Genomic DNA, 23070 nt, shown 5'->3' with positions numbered 1-23070 from the left:
CAATCCTCGCTCGGCTGGGACATACTTGCTTTGTGAAGACCTGCACGACCTGGGTGCAGGCGCTGAGCGAAAGGTCATCGGTGAAGATGGCCACAACGCATCCACTGCGAAGTCGCTTGCCCGCGCTCGTTGTCGCGCTTGTCGTCGTTGGGCTCCTTGGTGTTGTCACCTACGCGATTGCATCTCCTCGGGCCTCATCAGAATTGGGCGTAGGGGGCAAAATCAACACCGGTGGCAAACTCTATCGCTTTCAAGGGCGGACTGCCGGTGACTTCCAGTTGACGGGATTTGATGGTCAACCCGTCTCCCTCGCTTCGTACCGTGGGAAAGTGGTGGTCCTGAACTTCTGGGGGTCCTGGTGCCCACCATGCCAGGACGAGGCTTCCGTCCTGCAAGCATTCGCACAGCGGCACGCCAACAGCAACGTTGTCCTGCTGGGCATCGACCTGTGGGAACAGTCGGAGGCGGATGCCCGCGACTTCATCGCCAAGTTTGGCCTTGCCTATCCCAACGCGCTTGACAGCACGGGCCACGTGGCGATTGAATATGGCGTTTCCGGAGTTCCCGAGACGTTTGTGATTGCGCCAGATGGCCGGTTGCTGGGCAAGTACACCGGGCCGATTAAGTCAGTTGAGCAGCTTGAGTCGATCATCCGTGACCTCGGCGCACCACTCTCGTAGGTGTGCCAGGGTTTGTGGCGAGGGTAGCGTGCGAAAAGGGCAAGTGCGGCAGAACGGTGGATCTCGCTACAGTTCTTCGCATCGGGCTTCGCCTGCTGCATACGGCAGCGGCAGTAGTTTGGCTTGGCGGGGGTGTCTACTACGTGCTCGCATTGCGGCCCCTGCGCTCTCAGGGAGTCGATGCTGCGCCAGCCGTGATCGCAGCGGCTCAGCGACGGTTCGCACGTTGGGCCAGCGCGTCGACGTTGTTGCTGCTCGCCACGGGCGTGCCGCTGATGTTCGACCGGTTGGCCGATGGACGTGGGACAGCAACTTACGTACTCTTGCTTGCCCTCAAGGTGGGGGCAGCAGTCGCAGCGTTTTGGTTGGCGTGGCCGTTGGCGCGACGGCGCACCAACCGATTCGGCGATGCGCGACCATGGCTGATCGTTGCGCTCGGCTCGCTCGCCTATCTCCTTGGTGTCGTGCTTGCCACACTGTACCCCGTTCTCCAGCGCTAGGGACGGAAGGAGGAGTTGCATGACGGGGACAGCGATCGCACAGCCCGTCGAGCGGTCGCGACGGCGCTGGCTCGATGTCCGATGGTTGATTGCTGCGCTCATCATCGCGGGCGCGGTGGGGTACCTCATGTACACCAGCCTGCAGAGCACTGCTGCGTCATACTTCGTGACGGTCAGTGAGCTGCAGCAGCGCGCCGCAGAGGTCCAAGGGAAGCGCGTCCGGGTTGGCGGACAGGTCGTCGCTGGTTCAATCCACACTGGTGGCCCAGGCGAGCCGATTCGTTTTGCCATTACGGATGGCCAGCAGACATTGCCCGTCGTCTACAGCGGCGTCTTGCCTGACATCTTTACCGATGGCCGTCAAGTGATCGTCGAAGGTGTCTTCCGGCAAGGGCAACCACTGGAGGCTGATACGCTGTTGACGCAGTGTCCGTCAAAGTTCCAGGCCCAAGCCACGCCAGGGCAAGGGCAATGACGGGTGCAGCGCGATGAGAGAAATGGAGTAGGCCGTGGCGCAGATCGGCGCAGGATCGCTCCTCCTTGGACTTGTGCTTGCAGCCTATGGCCTGGTAGCGAGTATCGTCGGAGCACGATGGCGGCTTGCGGAACTCGTTGAAAGCGCTATTCGTGCTGTCTGGGGGGTGACTGCCTTCATCGTCATCGCGGTCGCTGCACTGGTCACCGCCTTCCTTCGCCATGACTTCCGCCTTGCCTATGTTGCCGGGCGGTCAAGCCGTGATATGCCGACGCAGTATGTCCTAGCCGCGCTCTGGGGTGGCCAGGAGGGTAGCCTGCTCTACTGGACGATGATCGTGGGCCTGCTTGGCTCGCTCGCGCTCGTGCTCCATCGACGCCGTGACCGTGCGCTCATTCCCTATGTTGCGGCAACACTCTTGTCCGTCATGGGCTACTTGCTCGTTATTCTCAACTTCGTGACGAGCCCATTCACCCTCTTGCCAACGACGCCGCCGGATGGCGCTGGCCTCAACCCATTGCTCCGCGACCCAGGGATGATGTTCCATCCCCCCTTCTTGCTTGCTGGGTACGCGAGCTTTACGGTGCCGTTTGCCTTCGGTGCCGCTGCCTTGATCACGGGGCGGCTGGGCGCAGAGTGGCTGCGGGCAATTCGTCGCTGGACATTGATTGCGTGGGGAATCCTCGGAACCGGCCTCTTGCTCGGTGCCTGGTGGGCCTATCACGTTCTCGGATGGGGCGGCTACTGGGGATGGGATCCAGTTGAGAACCTGGCACTGTTGCCGTGGCTGACCTCGACCGCGTTCTTGCATTCGGTGATCGTGCAAGAGCGTCGTGGCATGCTCAAGGTCTGGAATCTGGCGCTGCTCCTTGCCTCGTTCTTGCTCTCCGTCTTCGGCACATTTGTCGTGCGTAGTGGTCTCCTCTCGTCCGTCCATGCATTTGCCGTCTCGCCCATCGCGCCATGGTTCTTAGGGTATGTCGCTGCCGTGACCATTATCGGCATCGGCCTGCTGATCTATCGCCTTCCCTCCTTGCAGAGTGAGCGGGTCATTGAATCGGTCACATCGCGCGAAGCTGGCTTTCTCCTCAACAATTTGCTGCTTACGGCCATGGCATTTGCGACGTTCTGGGGGACGGTGTTCCCCCTCTTTAGCGAAATCTTCTCAAGCACCAAGCTGACGGTTGGGCCGCCGTTCTACAACCAGGTGAATGGGCCACTGCTGCTTGTCCTCGTTGCGTTGATGGGGATTGGCCCGTTGCTTGCCTGGCGGCGCACCGCCTGGCGGCCACTCTGGCGGCAAGTGCGTTGGCCGTTGCTTGGGGCTGGTCTTGTGCTGGTTCCGCTCTTGGCCCTCTTGAGCAAGCCAGTTGCCGCAGTTGCCTATGCCGTCGTTGCATTCACCGCGATTGTCACGCTTTTGGAGTACATCCATGCCCTGCTGGCGCGGCGGCGGAATGCACATGAGTCCGTGCTGACCGCTTTCGTGCACTTGTTGCGTCGGAATAACCGGCGCTACGGTGGCTACATCGTGCATCTGGCGATGCTCTGCATTGCCGTCGGGGTGATCGCCTCCAATCTCTTCCAGCAGGAGCGACAGTTTGTCCTGAAGCCTGGCGAGCAGGGGCAGATCGGCCCGTATACCATCGTCTACAACGGGCTGCAAGACAAACGGGTCGCCGATGCTGAAGTGATTGCGGCGCAGGTGTCGATTCTGCGCAATGGTCGCCAACAAGATAGCGTCACGACCTATCGCTTCTTCTACCGCAACTATGAAGACCAGCCAACTGCCCGCATGGGGATTACCACACTTGGGATGACAGACGTCTACGTCGTGCTCGACCGTTGGGAAAATGATGGCACGGCAAGTCTGCGAGTCTATCTCAATCCGTTGGTCAGCTGGATCTGGCTGGGTGGTGTCGTCTACATTCTTGGAACCTTAACCTTGTTCTGGCCGCAAGTTGCAGCGGTGCGGCTGCCGGCTCGCCGCGCTGCGCCCGAGCCTGTGCCAAGCCAGGCGACGTCATCCTAGCGACAAGGAGGTGCCGCGATGCGGCAATGCCATCATCGACTCATGCTTCTGCTGGCCATGGTCGTCCTCAGCCTGCTTGCTGGAGCGTATCCTGTGTTTGCCGCCGAGGGGCTTTCGCCTGAGGCGCTGAAGATTGCCAATGAGCTCAATTGCCCCGTCTGTGAAGGACAAAGCGTGCGTGATTCGAATTCGCAGCTTGCTGGCGAGATGCGCCAGCTCATCCAGCAGATGCTCGATGCCGGCCAAACGCCTGACCAGATCAAGGCCTACTTTGTCCAGCGCTATGGCGTTGGCATTCTGCGTGATCCGCCGAAGGAAGGCTTTGTCTGGACGCTGTGGTGGGGTCCGGTCGTGGGGCTCGTGATCGGGATCGCTGTGCTCACCCTCTATTTCCAGAGTCGGAAGCGCCCGAGCGCAGTGCAGCCGGCTGACGAGACGGATCTCACCGATGTTGAAGCGGTAGCACAGCGCTGGTTAACCAGCGAGTAAGGCGGCGGCCACGTGTGGTGGAGCTATGTCCTGATCGGTGTCCTTGCCCTTGTCATCTTTGGCTTTGTCCTTGCCCCGCTCCTTCGTGCCTGGGAGCGTGCTGCACCGGATGAGGCGACAGCCCGGCTTGCTGACCTCCTGGCGCAGCGTGATGCGCTTGTGCAAGCATTGCGGGATCTTGAGCTTGACCGCGAGACGGGCAAGATAACCGAGCAAGAATATCGCGAGACGCGCCAGAGTTACTTGCGCGATGCGGCTCAGATCGTGCGCCAGCTCGAGCAGTATGAGCAGGTCGTGAGCGCCGAGATTGACCGGCAGATCGAGCAGTTGCGCCGGCTTGCGCAAAGTGCCAGCGTGTCTGCCGGCCGGCAGTCGCGCGCCTAGTCACTGATGGCAACGGAGCGAGCGATGGCTGCTGTTTCGCCGCTGATTCGTGCGACTGGCCTCAGCAAGCGGTACGGCGTGCGCCGCGTCCTGCGCGATGTCTCCTTGACGCTTGGGCCAGGCGAGGCAGTGGTGATCGTTGGGCCAAATGGCGCGGGGAAGTCGACGTTGCTCCGCATCCTTGCCACGCTGGTTCGTCCAAGTGCGGGCACCGTCTGGTATTTCGACACGCCCGGTTTGCCGCTTGCCCAGATTCGCCGTCGTCTCGGCTTTGTTGGCCATCAGACACTGCTCTACGAGGATTTGACCGTTGCCGAGAACCTCAGGCTCTACGCTGGGCTCTATGCGCTCGACAACGTCGCTGCTCGCATTGCCCGTGTCGTCGAGCTCCTCGGTATCGCCCACCTGGTGCACGAGCGGGTGCGCACCCTGTCACGCGGGCAGCAACAGCGCGCGGGTTTAGCCCGGGCACTGCTCCATGATCCCACCATCCTGCTTTTTGACGAACCAGATACAGGGCTTGACCAACAGGGGCGCCAGTTGCTGCATGCGCTGATTGCTGAGCATTGCCAGCGCGGCGGGGCAGTGCTGCTCACGACTCACGCGGTGGATTTTGCGACCACCGTGGCAACGCGGCAATTCCAGTTGTGTGATGGCCAACTCTGGCCTCTTCCGGAAGGCCAGGCAGCATCGCCGATCCCTGCGCCGGTTGGAGGCGACCATGTCCGTCCCTAGTGCCGTGCGCCAACTCGCGGCAGTCGTGCGCAAAGACGTGGTGCTTGAGTGGCGGGGCCGCGAGCTTGTGAGTGGCATGGTGCTCTTCGCCGTTCTTGCGTTGCTCACGTTCAATTTTGCGTTTGACCTCACCGGGGTCAATCGTGCTGTCGCGGGTGCAGGTGCGCTCTGGGTTGCACTCATCTTCGCGAGTCTGCTTGGGCTTGGGCGTAGCGCATCGGTCGAGCGAATGCACGGTGCGTGGGAAGGCGTGCTGCTGAGTCCCATCGACCGCGGGACGCTGTTCCTCGCCAAGCTTGTTAGCAGTCTTCTCTTCCTTGGCCTGGTCGACGCCGTGGTGTTGGTGCTCTTTGCTGGCTTGTTCGGCGTGCCAGTGTTGCGCCTTCCTGTGATCGGGATCGTTGCGTTGGGGACGATCGGCCTGGCACTCCTCGGGACGCTCCTGTCGCCAATGGCGGCAACGACGCGGGCTCGTGAGGTGCTCTTGCCCGTGATGCTCTTTCCGCTCGCTGTTCCGGTCGTCATTGCTGCGGTTCGGGCAACCGTGCTGGTGCTCACCGAGCAGCCCCGCGATGCCTGGGCCTGGATACAGCTGCTGGCCGGGTTTGATCTGCTCTTTCTGGGTGTTGGATACCTGATCTTTGGCGCAGCCGCGGAGGACTAGCCTGCTCGTGACGTGGTGAGGCACGATTGTGTGCCGGAAAAGGAAGGTGGTGTGGTGATGCAGCTTCCGCTCGCACGCTCCCGACGAGGGACCTGGTGGGTTACCCCGCTGCTTGGATGGCTTGGTGTTGGGCTTGTTGCCCTCTCGCTTATCCTGATCTTCCTCTATGCGCCGACCGATAGTGTCCAGGGGCAGCCGCAGCGGATCTTCTACCTCCATTTGCCTGCGGCATGGCTGGCGTACTTCTCGTTCTTTTTAATCTTTGTCTCGAGCATTGCCTATCTCTTGACGCACCGGACCGGTTGGGACCGGCTGGCGCGTGCCTCGGCTGAGCTTGGCTTTGTCTTTACGACGCTGGTTCTGCTCACCGGGTCAATTTGGGGCCGGCCTATTTGGGGCACCTGGTGGACATGGGATGCGCGGCTGACGACAACGTTGATCCTCTGGTTTATCTACCTCGCCTATTTCGCCTTGCGCTCCTACGTCAGTGATCCCGAGCGCAAGGCACGGTATGCGGCAGTCCTCGGGATTATCGGCTTTGTTGATGTCCCGATCATTCACATGTCCGTGCTCTGGTGGCGGACGCTTCATCCGCAGCCGGTTGTCGTTCGCTCGGGCGGACCAGCAATGCCGCCCGCGATGCTGCTCACCATGCTGGTCACCCTGCTTGCCTTCTTCGTGCTCTACCTGTTCTTGTTGGTTGAGAAGTATGAACTTGAGCGCATGAAGGATACCCTGGTTGATCTCCGCGACCAGGAGTTGTGAGAGGGGATTGCGACATGTCCCATGGCCTGGTGTATCTCTTTGCCGCGTTCTTCATCACGTGGATTATCCTTGGTGCCTACATCCTGGCACTGCACCGGCAAATCCAAGCGCTTCGGGCAGAAGTTGAGATGCTCCGCGCGCAGCGTCGCCAACTCAGCGATGCACCAACGGCTGGTGAGCTTTCGAAGCAGCTGACTGAACTGCCGTAATCCGCCCTAAACCGGTTGGGTGATGCGGTGCCGGGCTGCCTGTATTGCGCGCCAGACCCGCTCTGGCGTAAGTGGCATGTCAAGATGCTGCACGCCAAGCGGCCGTAAGGCGTCAAGCACGGCATTGACCAGCGCTGGCGGAGCGGCTGTCGTGCCAGCTTCGCCGATGCCTTTGGCTCCGAGCGGATTCACTGGGCTTGGTGTCTCAACGTGGGCAGTGTCGATGACGGGCACATGAGCAGCGCGCGGGACGCCGTAGTCGAGGAAGGTTTGGGTCAGTGGCTGCCCTGATTCGCTGTAAATGATCGCCTCGTAGAGCGCTTGACCAAGCCCTTGAGCGACGGCGCCGTGGAGTTGCCCTTCGGCCAGCAACGGGTTGATGACACGCCCGCAGTCGTCGACGGCGAGGTAGCGCAGGAGCTGGACTTCGCCTGTCTCAGGCTCGACACGGACGAGCGCGAGATGGACGCCGAAGGGAACAGTGCGACCAGCCGGGATGAAGAACTGCGTTGCTTCAAGGCCGGCTTCAGCCTCGCCGGGTGGCCCATCGAAGCGGTAGGCTGCGCGCGCCACAGCTTGCCAGCTGACGACCCGGTCGGGGGTACCGCGCACCGCGAAGCCGCCTTCGACAAGTTCGATATCCTCCGGACTGGCCTCAAGCAGCGTGGCGGCAATCCGCTGTGCTTTCTGGCGCACCGTTTGTGCGGCAAGATAGGCGGCTGAACCGCCGACCGCTGTGCTGCGACTGCCGAACGTGCCGATTCCCTGGGGGATTGCTGCGGTATCACCGGTGCGGACGCGGATACGCTCGAGCGGAAGGTGCAGCACGTCGCCGACCACTTGTGCAAGCATCGTCCAATGCCCTTGCCCGCTCGGCGCAAGACCACTTAAGACCGTGACACTCCCATCGGGGTGAACGCGCACTGTTGCGGTTTCCCAACCGGGTCCGGCAAATTCGCAGTAGCACGCAATGCCGATGCCGAGGAGTTCGCCGCGCTGGCGCGCTTCTCGCTGCAGCGCACGCGCGTGCTCATAGCCAAAGCGCTCAAGCGCCTCCTGAAACACGCGGGGGTAGTCACCACTGTCATATTCCGCGCCGGTCGGGCTGCGGTAGGGAAAATCCGAGGGCCGCAGCAGATTGCGCTGGCGCACCAGCGCTGGATCAAGGTCGAGCGCGGCTGCGGCAGCATCCATCAGCCGTTCGAGGAGATAGGCAGCTTCTGGGCGACCTGCGCCGCGGTAGGCTCCCAGCGGCGTCTTGTTAGTGAGCACGCCGAGCGCGCGAACGTGGTGCGCTGGTACCCGATATGGACCGGCTGAAAGCAATGCCGTTCGCACGACGGTCGTTGACGCGTTGTATGCGCCGAGGTCAGCGAGTAGTTCAATGTCGAGTCCGAGCAGGGTTCCATCGCGGCGAAAGGCCGCACGCACGCGCTGGTGCTGGTCACGCGCGTGATTGGTGGCGAGCAGACTTTCACTCCGCGTCTCCACCCACTTGATTGGACGGCGGAGCTTCCAGGCCAGCGCCGCAACCAGGACGTATTCAGGGTAGACGCCTCCTTTGGAGCCAAATGCGCCGCCAATATCTGGCAAGATCACTCGTACCTGGTATTCTGGGATGCCAAGTGTTGCAGCAATCGCGCCACGAAGCGTATGTGGCACTTGGGACGATGCCCAAACGGTCAGCTCCTGGGTCAGCGGATCAACTGTTGCTGCAGCACCGCGGGGCTCCATGAACGCGGCGTAGATGCGCTGGTTCCGGAGTGTCAGCGAGACGACCTGATCGGCCTGGGCAAAGGCAGCGTCAATGTCCCCGTGGGTACGCTCCCACATGAATGCAACGTTATCTGGCCAGTCCTCGAACAGTCGCGGCGCATCGGGCTGGCATGCTTGTTCGGGATCAGTCAGCGCCGGCAAGGGCTCGTAGTCGACAGAAACACGTTCAGCAGCATCAACAGCCGCTGCGGTCGTCTCGGCAAGAATGGCAGCGACCGCGTCACCAACGAACCGCACGCGATCGACGGCCAGGGGATAACGTCGAAAACGGCGGTCGGGCGGGAGATCGCCGGGCTCTGGGAGGGGCTGGAGCCAGCTCGCAAGCGTCTGACCGGTCTCGATGTGCACGACGCCGGGAACGCGCAGCGCGTCTGCTTGCTGGATCGCGCGGATCCGGGCATGCGGATAGGGGCTGCGCACAAGGACGAGGTGGAGCATGCCCGGGAGCGTGATGTCGTCGAGGAACGTTGCTGTGCCACGTAGAAACCGCTCATCTTCGAGCCGCCGAATGCGCTGTCCGACGTACACCACTGCCTTCCTCCCTATCCCGCGTGATCACTGTTCGTCTCGTGCGGATGATGAGCAGGTGTGGACGCTGCTCGCCTCAGCGCACGCCAATCGGCGATAATTGCGTGGTCGTGACTGAAGGCAAGGTCGGGAAGGGCGTCAGGAGAAAACAGGCCAACCGCATCGTTCTCGTCGTGGTCGGCGTGCAGCGTCCCGCCGATCGGCTCGGCAAGGTACACGGCCAACACGACCGGATTGCCGGATTCCGAATAGAGCCCGAGGAGGCGCGTCAACCGGACGTCGAGCCCAACCTCCTCGCGTGCTTCGCGGATTGCGGCGTCTTCGACCCGTTCCCCGCGCTCAACGAACCCTGAGGGGAAAGACCAGCGGCCGAGGCCAGGCTCGATTGCTCGGCGCTGGAGGACGAGCTGGCCGTCCACGTCGATGAGCACGGCGACGGCCAGCTTCGGATCGGCGAAGAACGTTTGCTGGCAGGCGGGGCAGTGCGGTCGCGGACGGCCCGAAACAACGCGTTCGATGACGGCACCGCCACAGTACGGACAAAACCGCACCGGGCGATTCGGATCCAGATTGATCACCTTGCCTCTCCACGGTGTGCAAACGCTTGGCGAAGGTGCTCGTAGTCCTCCCAGGTGTCAAGGTCAGCTGGCCGGTGGTAGTGCGCAAGGTCGACCAGGTGTACTCTATCGCGATGCCGTTCGATGACTGGCCGAGCGCCGGTATCGCCTTCGAGTTGCTGCAGCTCGGGGAAGAGCGCGCGGGCGATGAGCACTGGATTCCCTCGGCCTTCGGCATAGCGTGGCTGGACAATGGGAGCGCGGGTCTCGCGAAAGGCCGCGACCAGCGCCTGGATCACTGCCGGCTCAACGAGTGGCTGGTCGCCGAGGAGAAACACGACGGCCTCGACATCCTCGGGAAGGTGATCGAGCGCCGTCCGAACCGACGTGCTCTGCCCCGCCGCATAATCGGGGTTGAGGAGCACCGTGCAGCCGGCGACGTCGATGTGCTGCTGAATCGTGTCTGCCGCATGGCCGAGGACAACGAGAAGTGGGTCGAGGCCGGCGGCCTTCGCGGCGTCGATCACGTATTGCAGTGCTGGCTTGCCGCCAAGCTGAAGCAGTTGCTTCGGCTGGCCAAGGCGCCGTGACAAACCAGCTGCGAGCACAACCCCGCCAATCTGGCCCATCGCTGCCACGACCGTTTACTAGGCCGTTGCCTTCGCCGGCTGGAGTCCCTGGGCCCGTGGATCGCGTCCGCTCCGCACGGCGATGATCTCGGCCAGGATGCTGATGGCGATCTCGGCCGGGGTCTTGGCACCAATGTCCAGCCCAATTGGCCCATGGATGCGCGCAAGCTCGTCGTCCGTAAACCCGGCGCGGCGCAGTCGCTCCTTGCGCGCTTCGCTGGTCTTCCGGCTGCCGACGGCACCGATGTAGCCAGCACGCGAGCGCAGGGCAACGGCGAGCGCTGGGTCTTCGAACTTCTCGTCATGCGAAAGGATGACGATGTCGGTTTGTGGGCCAAGTGGCAGCTTTTGCAGCGCTTCATCGGGCCAGGCAACGATCAGCTCGTCGGCGTGGGGGAAGCGCTCACGGGTGGCGAAGAATTCGCGCGCGTCGATCACAATTGTGTAGTAGCCCAGCTCCTTGGCCATGGCGACCAGCGGGATGGCGATGTGCACGGCCCCAACCACGATCAAGCGGCGTGGTGGCAGGAAGCTCTCGAGGTAGACATCGACCGTTTCGCCGCTGGCCCTGGTGTAACTGCGCGTCGTTGCCTCGCCGCGCGGCAACACGTCCTGCGCGTCGCGGATTACCTGGGCGTCGAGGTCGGGGTCGCCGAGGGAGCCGACGGTTCGGCCGTCCTCGTAGACCAGCATCTTGGCTCCCAGCGGCTCCCCCTGGACGAGCGTTGCCTGGACGACCGGTATTTCCTGCTCAATGGCCTCACGGAGTGCTGAAAGAATTGCTGACATGGTTTCACTCGCTCTGCTGCGAAGACTTCACGACCAGCGGCTCGACGAAGACGTCGATCGCGCCACCGCAGCTGAGCCCAACGTTCCAGGCCATCTCGTCGCTAATGCCGAAGTGGACGAGCTGCGGTCGGCCGCTGGCCAGCACTTCCTGCGCCACTTCGAACACGGCGCCTTCGACGCAGCCGCCACTGACTGAGCCAGCCATCCGGCCGCTCTTGGTGACAGCCATCTTCGCCCCAACCGGCCGTGGCGTTGAGCCATATGCCCGGACGACCGTCGCCAGGGCGATCTCTTCACCCTCGTTGATCCACTGTTCGACTTCGGGAAGCACGTCTCGCATGATTACCCCTCCGATCACTCTCTTTAGGCAGCCTGTGACGTCTCGGGCAGCACAGGATGTTGTCGCCGGTCAGGACGTGACTGATCGATCCGGCTCAGGTGTGCTGCGAGCGCCTGCAGGCTTGCCAGGTTATGGACAGGCAAGAAGTCGTCGATGTAGGGCAGGGCTGCTTGCATGCCCCGCGTGAGCGGCTCATAGCGTGGTGAGCCAAGCAACGGGTTGAGCCAGATGAGCCGGTAGCTGCTGCGTTGGAGCCGCGCCATCTCGCGCGCAAGCAATGCGGGATCACCGCGATCCCAGCCGTCGCTGATGATGATCACGATCGCGCCGTTACGCAGCACGCGGCGCGCCCACTCCATGTTGAAGGTCTGTAACGATTGCCCGATGCGGGTACCGCCTGACCAGTCTTGCACTTCACGCGCAACCCGCGCCATCGCCTCGTCGATCGAGCGATTGCGCAGGAGCCGGGTGATGCGCGTCAGGCGGGTGCCAAAGACGAAGGCCTCGACGCGTGCAGCCCGGTTCTCCAGAGCGTAGAGGAACTGCAAGAGGATGCGCGAGTAGCGGTCCATTGACCCGCTGACATCGCAGATCACGACGAGTTGTCGCGGCTTGAGCTTGGTCTGGCGGCGGGCGATGGTGAGTGGTACGCCGCCGGTCTGCAAGCTGCGGCGCATGGTTCGCCGGGGATCGACGAAGCGGCCTTTGGGTGACGGTGCTTTCCGCCGCGAGTGCCGCTTGCTAATCTCCCAATCCATCTGTTGCATGAGCCGGCGGATCGCTAGCAACTCGTCCTCGGTGAGATCAGCAAAGTCCTTTTCGCGCAAGACTTCGACCGGGCTGTAGCTGAAGATGTCGCTTGACTCTTCGCTTGGCTCCTCGTCGGACTGCTCGGGCGCTTCGCTCACTTCGAGGAGCGTCTTCGCCTGTGCGCCGAGGAGTGGCAGTTGTTGCCCGCCTTCTCCTTCTTGCTCCTCCGGTTGCTCTTCGGGCGGAATCGGGACGAGTTGGTCAGGCTGGGCGTTCTCGGGCAAGCCGTCGACGTACTCCGGCTTGGCCCGCCAGAAGGCATCGAAGAGCCGATCAAAGACCGGGTTTTCGTCCTTGTTCGTCACCAGGCACGCGCGGGCAGCTTCCTTGAACTCGAGCCGGTTGCCGATGTCAATGTGCTCGATTGCCCGGACGAAGTCCATGGCTTGTCCGGTTGTCGTCTTCACTCCAGCCCGGCGGAGCAGCCGAGCGAAGGTGATGGCGCGTCGCGCGAAGTTCTGTGTCGCTGTCATGGTTCCCTGTGATCAACTCTCTGCTACAGCAGTTGCAACCAGATCATCCAGCTTCTTCTTGCGGATGTACTGCACGTCTTCCTGATGCTTGAGAATGGCCCCGAGGGTAGCCGAGGCAACCTCAACGGTCAGTTCCTGCTGGTTCAGAGCCAGGAGTGCTGCAGCCCAGTCGAGCGTTTCGGCCACGCCCGGGAGCTTGTAGAGATCTTCGCGGCGCAGCGCTTGGATGAAGCGCGCCACCTGACGCGCGAGCCGCTCCGAGATGCCCGGGAGCCGGACGGTGAGGATCTGGAACTCCTTCTCGAGCGACGGGTAGTCGATCCAGTGATAGAGGCAGCGGCGCTTGAGCGCGTCGTGCAGCTCACGCGTCCGGTTTGACGTAATGATCACGTAGGGTGGCTGCGTTGCGCGGATGGTGCCGATTTCCGGAATGGTGATCTGGAAGTCCGAGAGCAACTCGAGCAAGAAGGCTTCGAATTCCTCATCGGCGCGGTCGATCTCGTCGATCAGCAACACGGGTGGCCGGCCCTGGTGGCGAATCGCCTTGAGCAGGGGGCGCTCGATGAGGAAGGTTTCGCTAAAGATTTCCTGCATGGCCACATCGCGGCCGACCTGCTGGTCTTCCAGCAAGCGGATCGCGAGCATTTGCCGTGGATAGTTCCATTCGTAGACGGCGTGGCTGATATCGAGCCCCTCGTAGCACTGCAAGCGGATCAGGTCGGTGCCGAGCGCGCTTGCGAGTACCTTGGCGACTTCCGTCTTGCCAACGCCGGCTTCGCCTTCGAGCAAGAGCGGCTTGGGCAGTTTCAGGGCGAGGTAAATGGCCGTTGCTAAGCTCGTTTCACACACGTAGCGCTGCTCGGCAAGCGCCCGCTGCACCGCTTCGACGGATGTCAAGTCGTGTACGGTCTGCGTTTCCACCATATCCTCGCAATCTCCGATCATCGTTTTACTCTGATATACATGATATCAAACCCTGCACGGCTTCAAGGTGCCGTGCAGGGTGGTTGCGCGGTGTTTGGGTACGCGGCGTTAGGCGCTGCGTGCCCGTTCAACAGCGCGGCTCACCGCTCGTTCGGTGAGGACGCGGGTCAGGTGGGCGCGATACTCCTCGGACGCGAAGATGTCGCTGTTGAACGTCATGCCCTCGCTTGCCTGCGACGCCGCCTGCTTGATGACGTCAGCGGTCGGCTCCTGGCCGATCAGGGCGTTCTCAACTGCTTGCCGGCGCACGGCATACGGCCCCGCGCCGGTCACCGCGACACGCGCTGCGCTCACCTTGCCGTCTGCTCCCAGCGTGACGACTGCGGCGACGCCGACCACGGCGTACCCTGACGCCGGGTTGGCGAACTTCTGGTACGACATGCCGGTGCGGGGTGCTGGCTTGGGGAAGGAGATCGCCGTGAGCACCTCCGTCGGCTCGAGCGCCGTGGTGAAGAGGTCGACGAAGAACTGATCGGCGGGGATGGTGCGCTCGCCGTTAGGCCCGACGGCCTTCAGTTCGGCGTTGAGGGCGAGCACGACCGCTGGGAGGTCGGCTGCAGGGTCAGCGTGGGCGAGCGAGCCACCGATCGTGCCCATGTTGCGGACCTGCAGGTCGCCGACAACGTTCAGCGCTTCGGGGAGAATCGGCAGCGTGCGCTGGACGAGCTCGTTGCGCATGATGTCGTCGTAGATTGTCGTCGCGCCGATGACGATCCGATCGCCTTCCTCCCGAATACCGGAGAGTTCAGGAATGCGCCGGATGTCGATCAAGGCGGAGGGCGTTGAAAGGCGGAGCTTCATGGCCGGAATGAGGCTATGCCCTCCGGCGAGGAGCTTCGCGTCGGGGTTTTCGACCAGCAAGTTCACGGCCTCACTGACCGATGAGGCTCGGAAATAGGTGAACGGGGCTGGATACATTCCCTGCGCTCCTTCCGCTGAATCACTTGATCATGCCGAGGGCGAGACGCGGGTCGGTCCGCGTCTCGCCCGGTACCGTGCGTGCTAGTGCCCGCGTGCCTCCCGCACCGCTTGCCAGATCCGCTGCGGCGTGAGCGGGATGTCGATGTGCTTGATGCCGAATGGGGCAAGCGCGTCGATGATCGCGTTGGCAACGGCTGGCGTTGCTGCAATCGTCCCAGTCTCCCCTGCGCCCTTAGCGCCGAGCGGATTGACCGGCGTCGGGGTCACCGTGCGATCAACCGTGAACGATGGCAGCATGCTGGCCTTCGGCAGGGCGTAGTCCGACATGGTCGCGCTCAAGAGCTGGCCGTTCTCGTCGTAGGCGGCGAATTCGTAGACCGCCTGAGCAAGGCCCTGGGCGATGCCGCCGTGCACCTGGCCGTCGACGATCATGGGGTTGACGACGTTCCCGACGTCATCGACCGCCACGTACTTGCGGAACGTCACGCTGCCGGTGTCGGGATCGACTTCGACGACGCAGATATGGCAGCCGAACGGGAAGGTGTTGTTGCTTGGGTCGTGGAAGTACGTCTCTTCCAAGCCGGGCGTGACACCTTCGGGCATCTTCCAGGCCAGATAGGCGTTGAGGGCGACTTCTTGGAACGTCATGCCGCGGTCGGGTGCGCCTTTGACGAAGAAGCGGCCGTTTTCGAAAGCGAGGTCTTCCGGCGCAACTTCGAGCAAGTGGGCCGCGATCTTCGTAGCCTTTTCCTTGATCTTGCGGGTCGCCATCACGATCGCGGTCCCGCCGACTGCCAGGGAGCGGCTGCCGTAGGTGCCCATGCCAAATGGCACCATGCCGGTGTCGCCGTGGATGATTTCGACGTCCTCGAAGGGCACGCCGAGTTCGTCAGCAACGATCTGGGCGAAGGTTGTTTCCTCGCCCTGGCCGTGGGGGTTCGACCCGGTGAGCACCGTCACCTTGCCGGTTGGATGCACCCGCACGGTTGCGCTTTCCCACAGCCCGCCCTGGAAGCCCATCGCGCCGGCTGCTTGTGAGGGCGCAAGGCCGCAGACTTCGACATAGGTGGAGAAGCCGATGCCAAGGTAGCGCCCCTGCTTGCGCAGCTCTTCCTGCTCGCGACGCAGTGCCTGGTAGTCGACGAGTTCGAGAGCGCGGTTGAGCGCCGCCTCATAATCGCCACTGTCGTAGACGAGGCCCGTGGGTGTCGTGTAGGGGAACTTCTCCTTGGGGATGAAGTTCTTGCGCCGAACCTCTGCAGGATCCATGTTGAGCTCGCGAGCGAGGAGGTCAATCATGCGCTCAAGCAAGTAGGTGGCTTCCGGCCGGCCTGCGCCGCGGTAGGCATCGGTCGGCGTCGTGTTCGTCAGGACGCCATAGACGTCAACGTGGATGACGGGGATCGTGTAGGGCCCGGCGAGAATCAGCCCGAAGAGCCAGGTCGGCACGCCAGGCGCGGCGGTCGAGAGGTAAGCGCCCATGTTCGCATAGGCCTTGACGCGCAGGCCGGTGATCGTGCCGTCGCGCTTGGCCGCCAGTTCGACATACTGGATGTGGTCGCGGCCGTGAATCGTTGCCACGTAGTTCTCGCGACGGGTTTCGACCCACTTGATCGGCCGACCAAGGTCGCGCGAGATCGCGCTGGCGATCAGCTCGCCGGCGTACATCGGGATCTTGCTGCCGAAGCCGCCACCGACGTCCGTGGCGATCACCCGGATCTTCGTCTCGGGCAAGCCCGTCACCGCGGAGAAGAGCAGCCGGTGGATGTGCGGGTTCTGGCTCGTGCACCAGACGGTCAGCTCGCCCGTTGATGGGTTGTAGGACGCGACCGCACCGCGCGGCTCCATAGCCGTTGGGATCAGCCGGTGGTTGATCAGGCGTTGGGTGAGCCGCACCTCGGCCTGGTTCCAGGCGGCGTCGAAGTCGCCAGCGTGGAGCTTCCAATGGAACGCAATGTTGTTGGGCACGTCATCGTACAGCTGCGGTGCGCCGGGCTGGGCGGCTTTCTCCTGGTCGACGACGGCCGGCAGCACCTCGTACTCGACCTCGATCGCGTCGGCGGCGTCCTCGGCGATATAGCGGTTTTCCGCGACCACGACCGCGACGGCATCGCCGACATAGCGGACTTTGTCGACGGCCACAGCGCGGTAGGTCGGGACCTTCAGGTCGCTGTCGGGCACGAGCCAAGCGCAGGGGACGGGGCCCAGCTTGTCGACCAGGTCTTGTCCGGTGTAGACCGCGACGACGCCGGGCATCGCCTTGGCCTTGCTGGTGTCAATCCGGACAATGCGGGCGTGGGCGTGCGGGCTGCGCTTGATCGCCATCGCCAGCATGCCAGGCAGCCGAATATGGTCGGTGAAGTTGCCGTGGCCGGTGATCAGCCGCGGATCTTCCCGCCGCTTGACTGATGCGCCAAAGAGCTTGGTCACTGCCATTGCTGCTCCCCCTTTCTGGGGCTTGACGCTCCGACTGGCTCCGTTGTGCTGCGTGCGCTGCCCAGCTCCCCACCGTATGCGTTAGGCCCGGGCTGAGGCGCGCATCTTCTCGGCGGCGTACTGGATCGCCTTGACGATGTTCTGATAGCCGGTGCAGCGGCAGATATTCCCTTCAATGCCGTGCCGGATCTCTTCCTCGGTCGGATTTGGGTTGCGCTGCAGCAGGTCGACGGCGGTCATGATCATGCCAGGGGTGCAGTAGCCGCACTGCAGGCCGTGCATCTCCCAGAAGCCTTCCTGCACCGGGTGGAGCTGGCCATCCTTCGCCAGGCCTTCGATGGTTGTGATCTCAGCACCATCGGCCTCCACCGCAAAGATGGTGCAGGACTTGACCGCTTTGCCGTTCATCAGCACCGTGCATGCGCCGCACTGGCTGGTATCGCAGCCAACGTGGGTGCCCGTGAGGTTGAGCACGTCGCGCAAGTAGTGGACGAGCAGCATCCGTGGCTCAACGTCGTGCGTGTACTGCTGGCCATTGACGGTGATGGTCACTTGCATACCTCCGCTCCTTTCGCTGACCACTCCTACGCCGGTTTCACCGCGTTACCCCTGGCTCGTGATCTGCTGTTCGATGCACGAGAGGAACTGCTCGATCAGTCGCTTGGCGACGCTGCCCATCATCCGCTGGGCGACGCCAGCGACCGGGCCACCAACTTCAACGTCGCCGTCGTACTCGATCTGGGTCTGGTTCTCGCCAGCCGGGACCAGGCGAAGCGTGCCCAGGCCTTTGACGAAGCCCGGTCGCCCACTGCCTTCAATCTCCATCTGGTAGTCGCTGGGGGGATGCACGTTGAGGAGGCGCACCTTCCCTTCGTAGGTGCCGCGGACTGGCCCGATGCCAACGGTCATGCTCATGGTGTATTCATCCGGGCCAACCTGGTTGAGTTTCTCAACACCCGGCAGGCATTTGGCGATAGCATCCGGGTTGGTTAAGTGGTCCCAGGTTGCCTGCTGTGGGGCACGAATCGTATAGGAACCCTGGATTTTCACCGAACGCTCCCTCCCTGCTTCCCTTGCTCCGTCAGGTTCATGACACAACTGGAGCTATGGTCGGACAACGGGTCGTCCATTCCTGCCCCTTCCCCGACCGGATGCTCCAGGCTTGCCTCATCGTTGGCCAATCCTCTCGGCCGCTCAGTTGCCGACGTGGTGACACGATGCAAGCGGTGCCGTTGCGTCTGCCTTGTATGATAAGCGGTTTTTCCGCTGTGGTCAAGAATCTGTTGCGGCGTTCACAATGCTTACCAGCCGAACGGAATGTTGCGCCGGGGATTGAGCATCGGGAAGAGCGGCTGGGCGAGCAGGTGCTGGACTCGTACGAAGAGCTGGTCGAGTTCGGCGCGCTGGATGTAGGGGCGCAGCAAGGCGCGGACGAGTCCGGCGTGGCGTGCTAAGCGGCGGAGGTCAGCGAGCAGAGCGGGGGGAATCAGCTCGCCGCAGAAGTCCCACAGCACGGTACGCAACTTGGGGTCGACGTGGAAGGTCAGGCCGTGGTCGATGCCCCAGACCCGTCGGTCATAGCGACCAACAAAGTAATGGCTGGCTTTACGGTCAGCGTTGTTGGTGATCAGGTCGAACAGCGCGATGCGGCGCAACTGGTCGGCGTAGAGCCGCTGGCTGGCGCGGTTGCGGAGCAGCGTATCATCGGGCTCGATGTAGAGCTGGACAGTGCCGATGCCGTGTGGCCCGCTGCGGATGACGGTCGGGGGAATGAATGACCAGCCGAGGACGCGGCTCAGCAGGTAGGCGGCGTACTCCCGCTGGTAGAGCGTACCAGCGGGGAAGTCCCAGAGTGGCGCTTCACCGCGCTTCGGCTTGTAGATGCCAAGCAGCGGCGGCCGGTCAGGGAGCTCGAGCACAACGGCGAAGGTATAGTTTGACCCCCACGGCACGAGCTGGCAGTCGGTGATCTGCCCGTCCGCCAGCCACTGCCGGACCTGGCGAACCGTGACCGGGCCCTCGGGGAGCACAACACAGCGTTGGCGCCCAGCTACCTCTCGGGGTGGGGAGACCGGTGGCATTGGTTGGTTGGCTTCAGGCTCGTGCTCGCTCATCGCTGCCATCGTTGTCCGCCTCCGTGCGTTCCAAACGATACCATAGGCATACCAGCGCTGGCTGAGTAGACCGAATGCAGGTAAACGAGTAGGATTAACGCAGTGTCTATCGTCGCCCGTGCGCAACGCCCGGCGATCGGGGATCAGGGCAGGGTGGAGAGCCCGACCGAAAGACGTTCGTTGAGAGGATGGAGTACCGACGCGTGAAGCTCACCACTGAACGCTTGCCGAACAGTACGGTTCGCCTTGATATTGCAGCTGACCCAGACGAATTTGCCCATGCCTATGAGCGGGCGTTCCGCCGCATTAGCCAGCGCGTTGCAATCCCGGGCTTCCGGCCGGGTCGCGCGCCGCGCCAGTTAGTGGAGCGGCGGATCGGCCGCGAGTACATCGTTGCCGAGGCACAGCGGGAGTTGATGGATCGCCTCTACCGGCAGGCAATTGAGCAGGAATCGCTCATGCCGGTGGCCGAGCCATCGGTCGAGATCTATCAAGAGGAGCCGCTGGCTTTCCGTGTTGAAGTCCAGGTCTACCCGACCGTTGAGCTGGGCGACTACCACGCGATCCGCGTCGAGCCGCGAACAGTCGAGGTGACGGATGCTGACGTCGATGCCGTGCTCGAGAACCTGCGGCTCCAGCAGGCGGTCTGGAAAGAGCCGGCAGAGCCGCGGACGCCGCGCGAGGGCGACCAGGTGATCGTTGACCTGCAGGCGTTCGAGGGCGACGAGCCGTTCCAGAGCCCGCTTGAGGGCGCGGCCTTCGTCCTCGGCGAAAGCAACCTCTTCCCGCAGATCGAAGAGGCACTCAAGAGCCTGCGTCCTGGTGAAACGGCTGAGTTCGACATCAGCTTCGCTGAGGACGACGAGCGGGTCAGTCCGGAGTTGCGGGGCAAGACGCTCCACTATCGCGTCACCCTCCGTGAGATCAAGGAACGGGAATTGCCGGAGCTCGATGATAGCTTCGCGGCATCTGTCGGCGACTTTGACTCGCTGGTGGCGCTGCGGGCGCGCATCCGCGACGACCTGCTGCGCCAGCGGGCGCTGGCGGCGCGCGAGGCCGTGGTGGCGGAAGCCATTGACAAGCTCAGCGAGCAGGCGACGATCGAGCTGCCGCCCGCGCTGATCGACCGCGAAGTCGAGCACGAGCTCGAGCACCTGCGTCAACGGCTCCGCGAGCAGAACTCGAGCCTTGAGGAATACCTGCGGCTGCGCGAGCAGACGCTCGATGACCTGCGGGCTGAACTGCGGCCGCAGGCGGAGCGTCGGTTGCGCCAGTTCCTTGCCCTCGATGCCTTTGCCAAGGCTGAGGGGCTGGCCGTGACCGAGGATGACCTCGCTGCGGAGATCGAGCGGCTGAGTGCCGGCAGCGAGAACCCTGAGCAGGCTCGCGCGATCTACCAGTCGCCCTACTTCCGCGACTTCCTACTCGATGAGCTGCAGAGCCGCAAAGTGACCGAGCAGCTGCTCGCGATTGTGACCGAGGGGCGCGGCCCGGTCGTTGGCGAAGCCGCGCGCTTCCTCGAGCCGGCTGAGGCTGCTGCCGAACCAGCGGCTGAGGAGGCTGCCGACAGCGAGGCGGCAGCGATAGCTGAGGACGCCGCTGAGAGCGCAGCGACTGCCGAGGATGCTGCTGCGGACATGGCGGCGACAGACCAGCAGCCGCTCGATGAGCAGGCTGAGCCGGTGCCAGTGGCAGCAAGTGAGCCAGCGGCTGAGCCGGAGGCGGCGTCGGATGCGCCGGCGCACGACCAATCCCACGAAGAAGGAGTATGAGGCCCATGATGTGGTATCCCAAGCCTGAAGCAGTTATCCCGATGGTGATCGAGACGACGACGCGTGGCGAGCGCGCCTATGACATCTATTCCCGGCTCTTGCGCGACCGCATTATCTTCCTCGGTACGCCGATCGATGATCAGGTCGCTAACGCGATCGTCGCCCAGCTCCTCTTTCTCGCTCATGAGAATCCCGAGCAGGATATCAAGCTCTATATCAACAGCCCTGGTGGGCTCGTCTATGCTGGCCTGGCGATCTACGACACGATGCAGATGATTGAGCCCGATGTGGCAACCTACTGTGTCGGCCTTGCGGCGAGCATGGCTGCCGTGTTGCTGGCGGCTGGCGCGAAGGGCAAGCGCTTTGCCCTGCCCCACTCGCGCGTGCTCATCCACCAGGGAACGTCGGGCTTCCGCGGCTCCGTGCCGGATATCGAGATTCAAGCCCGCGAGACGATTACGCTCACGACGAAGCTGACCGAGTTGCTGGCGGTCCATACCGGCCAGTCGTTTGAGCGTGTGAAGCGCGACACTGAGCGCGACTACTTCATGTCGGCGCAGGAAGCACGAGACTACGGGATTGTTGACCACGTGCTCGAGCCCGCGAAGCTTGCTGGACTGCGCAGCTAACGCTGGGAGCGGCACAGATGGAGATGGGATAAGCAATGACGACGCGCGGGGGGCGAATTTTCTATCGCTGTTCGTTTTGTGGCAAGAGCCAGGAAGAAGTACGCCGGCTGATCGCTGGGCCGAATGGCGTTTACATCTGCGACGAATGCGTCCAACTCTGCCGCGAGATTATTGAGGAAGAAGCGCCGCGGCATCGGGCAGCCCCCACGATCAGCCGGATTCCGACGCCCAAGCAGATTTACGAGCAGCTGAGCCAGTACGTCATCGGGCAAGACCGCGCCAAGAAGGTGCTCTCGGTTGCCGTCTACAACCACTACAAGCGGATCCTGGTTGGTGATGACAGTGACGTTGAGCTGCAGAAGAGCAACATCCTGCTGATCGGGCCGACTGGCAGCGGCAAGACGCTGCTGGCGCAGACGCTGGCCAAGTTGCTCGACGTGCCCTTCTCCATTTCTGACGCGACCGCGCTCACCGAAGCTGGCTACGTCGGCGAAGATGTCGAGAACATCCTGCTCCGGCTGATCCAGGCGGCCGGCGGGGATGTGCAGCGGGCGCAGACGGGCATCATCTATATCGACGAGATCGATAAGATTGCCCGCAAGGGCGATAATCCCTCGATCACCCGCGACGTCTCAGGCGAGGGCGTGCAGCAAGCCCTGCTCAAAATCCTAGAGGGGACCATCGCCAACGTGCCGCCCCACAGCGGGCGCAAGCACCCGCACCAGGAGTACATCCAGATCGACACCCGCAACATCCTTTTCATCTGCGGGGGCGCGTTTGAAGGGCTGGACGAGATCGTCCGGCGGCGGATCGGCAAGGACTCGACGATCGGCTTCGGCAAGTCGGCCAAGGATCGGCTGCAGGAGGAGAACGTCCTGCATCAGGTGATTCCCGACGACCTGCTCAAATTCGGCCTGATCCCAGAGTTCATCGGCCGCTTGCCGATCGTGGCCGCGCTCGATCCGCTGACCCACGATGACTTGATCCGCATCCTGGTCGAGCCGAAGAACGCCTTGGTGAAGCAGTATCAGAAGATCTTCGCGCTCGACAACGTCGAGCTGATCTTCACGCCCGACGCTCTCGATGCAGCAGCGACGCTTGCCGAGCAGCGCAAGACGGGCGCGCGCGGGCTGCGCACGACGCTCGAAGAAGTGCTGCTCGACGTCATGTACGAGTTGCCGTCGCTGCAGGGCGTGCGCAAGTGCGTGATCGACGCCGACGTGATGTACCGGCGGCGGCCGCCGCTGCTGCTCACCGAAGAGGACGAGCCGCTGACCCTCTACGAAGAAACAGCCTGACGGGGAACACGGGCGGCGCGGGGGTGGTGACAGTGCCACCCCCGCGTTGTTGTGTGCGCCGTATGCCCATGGGGCGCAGCA

25 protein-coding genes are annotated in these 23070 nt (G+C 63.0%); 13 read left to right on the top strand and 12 right to left on the bottom strand.

The annotated features are described in order from the left end of the window. The first annotated feature begins 86 nt into the window (after positions 1–86). From N675_RS11135 to N675_RS11090, 10 genes are read left to right on the top strand one after another with little or no spacing between them, the layout of a single operon-like run. Entirely contained in the window at positions 87–680 is a 594-nt protein-coding gene (locus N675_RS11135; RefSeq protein ID WP_038039990.1) for a TlpA family protein disulfide reductase, read from the top strand. 56 nt (positions 681–736) lie between these two features. Beyond that, complete coding sequence (locus N675_RS11130; RefSeq protein ID WP_038039988.1) at positions 737–1180, top strand: hypothetical protein; 444 nt, start codon at positions 737–739, stop codon at positions 1178–1180. 19 nt (positions 1181–1199) lie between these two features. Further along, positions 1200–1655 carry a cytochrome c maturation protein CcmE gene (locus tag N675_RS11125; protein WP_038039985.1) on the top strand — a complete coding sequence of 152 codons (456 nt, stop codon included), beginning with the start codon at positions 1200–1202 and terminating at the stop codon, positions 1653–1655. Between the two features lie 34 nt (positions 1656–1689). Further along, positions 1690–3687 carry a heme lyase CcmF/NrfE family subunit gene (locus N675_RS11120; RefSeq protein ID WP_038039983.1) on the top strand — a complete coding sequence of 666 codons (1998 nt, stop codon included), beginning with the start codon at positions 1690–1692 and terminating at the stop codon, positions 3685–3687. Between the two features lie 18 nt (positions 3688–3705). After that, positions 3706–4176 carry a cytochrome c-type biogenesis protein gene (locus N675_RS11115; RefSeq protein ID WP_051914667.1) on the top strand — a complete coding sequence of 157 codons (471 nt, stop codon included), beginning with the start codon at positions 3706–3708 and terminating at the stop codon, positions 4174–4176. A 12-nt stretch (positions 4177–4188) separates the two neighbouring features. Next, positions 4189–4560 carry a hypothetical protein gene (locus N675_RS11110; RefSeq protein WP_038039982.1) on the top strand — a complete coding sequence of 124 codons (372 nt, stop codon included), beginning with the start codon at positions 4189–4191 and terminating at the stop codon, positions 4558–4560. A gap of 24 nt (positions 4561–4584) precedes the next feature. Then, positions 4585–5295, top strand: a complete 711-nt coding sequence (gene ccmA, locus N675_RS11105; protein WP_197066298.1) for a heme ABC exporter ATP-binding protein CcmA — start codon at positions 4585–4587, stop codon at positions 5293–5295. Further along, positions 5282–5959, top strand: a complete 678-nt coding sequence (locus N675_RS11100; protein WP_038039980.1) for a heme exporter protein CcmB — start codon at positions 5282–5284, stop codon at positions 5957–5959. Before ccmA ends, N675_RS11100 begins: the two co-directional genes overlap by 14 nt. A gap of 57 nt (positions 5960–6016) precedes the next feature. Beyond that, entirely contained in the window at positions 6017–6724 is a 708-nt protein-coding gene (gene ccsA, locus N675_RS11095; protein WP_051914771.1) for a cytochrome c biogenesis protein CcsA, read from the top strand. Positions 6725–6738: 14 nt separating this feature from the next. Beyond that, positions 6739–6933 carry a CcmD family protein gene (locus N675_RS11090; RefSeq protein ID WP_038039978.1) on the top strand — a complete coding sequence of 65 codons (195 nt, stop codon included), beginning with the start codon at positions 6739–6741 and terminating at the stop codon, positions 6931–6933. A 6-nt stretch (positions 6934–6939) separates the two neighbouring features. Here N675_RS11090 and N675_RS11085 read toward each other — a convergent pair whose 3' ends face one another. From N675_RS11085 to N675_RS11030, 12 genes are all read right to left on the bottom strand, one after another. Then, positions 6940–9240 (bottom strand): xanthine dehydrogenase family protein molybdopterin-binding subunit, encoded by a 2301-nt coding sequence (locus tag N675_RS11085; RefSeq protein WP_038039976.1) that lies wholly within the window; start codon positions 9238–9240, stop codon positions 6940–6942. An 11-nt stretch (positions 9241–9251) separates the two neighbouring features. Further along, complete coding sequence (locus N675_RS11080; RefSeq protein WP_231578024.1) at positions 9252–9815, bottom strand: NUDIX hydrolase; 564 nt, start codon at positions 9813–9815, stop codon at positions 9252–9254. Beyond that, on the bottom strand, positions 9812–10423 hold the full coding sequence (locus N675_RS11075) for a nucleotidyltransferase family protein (RefSeq protein WP_051914665.1): 612 nt from the start codon (positions 10421–10423) through the stop codon (positions 9812–9814). Before N675_RS11075 ends, N675_RS11080 begins: the two co-directional genes overlap by 4 nt. A gap of 18 nt (positions 10424–10441) precedes the next feature. Then, entirely contained in the window at positions 10442–11212 is a 771-nt protein-coding gene (locus N675_RS11070; RefSeq protein ID WP_038039972.1) for an XdhC family protein, read from the bottom strand. Between the two features lie 4 nt (positions 11213–11216). Then, entirely contained in the window at positions 11217–11552 is a 336-nt protein-coding gene (locus tag N675_RS11065) for an XdhC family protein (RefSeq protein WP_038039970.1), read from the bottom strand. A gap of 23 nt (positions 11553–11575) precedes the next feature. Next, positions 11576–12835, bottom strand: a complete 1260-nt coding sequence (locus N675_RS11060) for a vWA domain-containing protein (RefSeq protein ID WP_038039968.1) — start codon at positions 12833–12835, stop codon at positions 11576–11578. Between the two features lie 12 nt (positions 12836–12847). Next, on the bottom strand, positions 12848–13759 hold the full coding sequence (locus N675_RS11055) for an AAA family ATPase (protein WP_038039966.1): 912 nt from the start codon (positions 13757–13759) through the stop codon (positions 12848–12850). Between the two features lie 108 nt (positions 13760–13867). Next, positions 13868–14737, bottom strand: a complete 870-nt coding sequence (locus N675_RS11050; protein WP_038039964.1) for an FAD binding domain-containing protein — start codon at positions 14735–14737, stop codon at positions 13868–13870. Positions 14738–14821: 84 nt separating this feature from the next. Further along, positions 14822–17176, bottom strand: a complete 2355-nt coding sequence (locus N675_RS11045) for a xanthine dehydrogenase family protein molybdopterin-binding subunit (protein WP_038039962.1) — start codon at positions 17174–17176, stop codon at positions 14822–14824. 81 nt (positions 17177–17257) lie between these two features. Continuing rightward, entirely contained in the window at positions 17258–17734 is a 477-nt protein-coding gene (locus tag N675_RS11040; protein ID WP_038039960.1) for a (2Fe-2S)-binding protein, read from the bottom strand. Between the two features lie 45 nt (positions 17735–17779). Continuing rightward, positions 17780–18226, bottom strand: coding sequence for an SRPBCC family protein (locus N675_RS11035; protein WP_038039958.1), 447 nt, complete (start codon positions 18224–18226; stop codon positions 17780–17782). A gap of 251 nt (positions 18227–18477) precedes the next feature. Next, entirely contained in the window at positions 18478–19299 is an 822-nt protein-coding gene (locus tag N675_RS11030; RefSeq protein ID WP_197066297.1) for an SCO1664 family protein, read from the bottom strand. A 194-nt stretch (positions 19300–19493) separates the two neighbouring features. Here N675_RS11030 and tig point away from each other — a divergent pair, with 194 nt between their 5' ends. The 3 genes from tig to clpX are packed head-to-tail and all read left to right on the top strand — an operon-like array spanning position 19494 to position 22989. Continuing rightward, positions 19494–21062, top strand: coding sequence for a trigger factor (gene tig, locus N675_RS11025; protein ID WP_038039955.1), 1569 nt, complete (start codon positions 19494–19496; stop codon positions 21060–21062). A 5-nt stretch (positions 21063–21067) separates the two neighbouring features. Then, positions 21068–21691 carry an ATP-dependent Clp protease proteolytic subunit gene (locus tag N675_RS11020; RefSeq protein ID WP_038039953.1) on the top strand — a complete coding sequence of 208 codons (624 nt, stop codon included), beginning with the start codon at positions 21068–21070 and terminating at the stop codon, positions 21689–21691. A gap of 35 nt (positions 21692–21726) precedes the next feature. Beyond that, positions 21727–22989 (top strand): ATP-dependent Clp protease ATP-binding subunit ClpX, encoded by a 1263-nt coding sequence (gene clpX, locus N675_RS11015; RefSeq protein WP_038039952.1) that lies wholly within the window; start codon positions 21727–21729, stop codon positions 22987–22989. The last annotated feature ends 81 nt before the right edge of the window (positions 22990–23070 follow it).

Origin of the sequence: Thermorudis peleae (assembly GCF_000744775.1) — a bacterium.
GTDB classification, from domain to species: Bacteria; Chloroflexota; Chloroflexia; order Thermomicrobiales; family Thermomicrobiaceae; genus Thermorudis; species Thermorudis peleae.
Note: the sequence above shows the minus strand (reverse complement) of the source record. Positions and strands in the feature narration are given on the sequence as shown.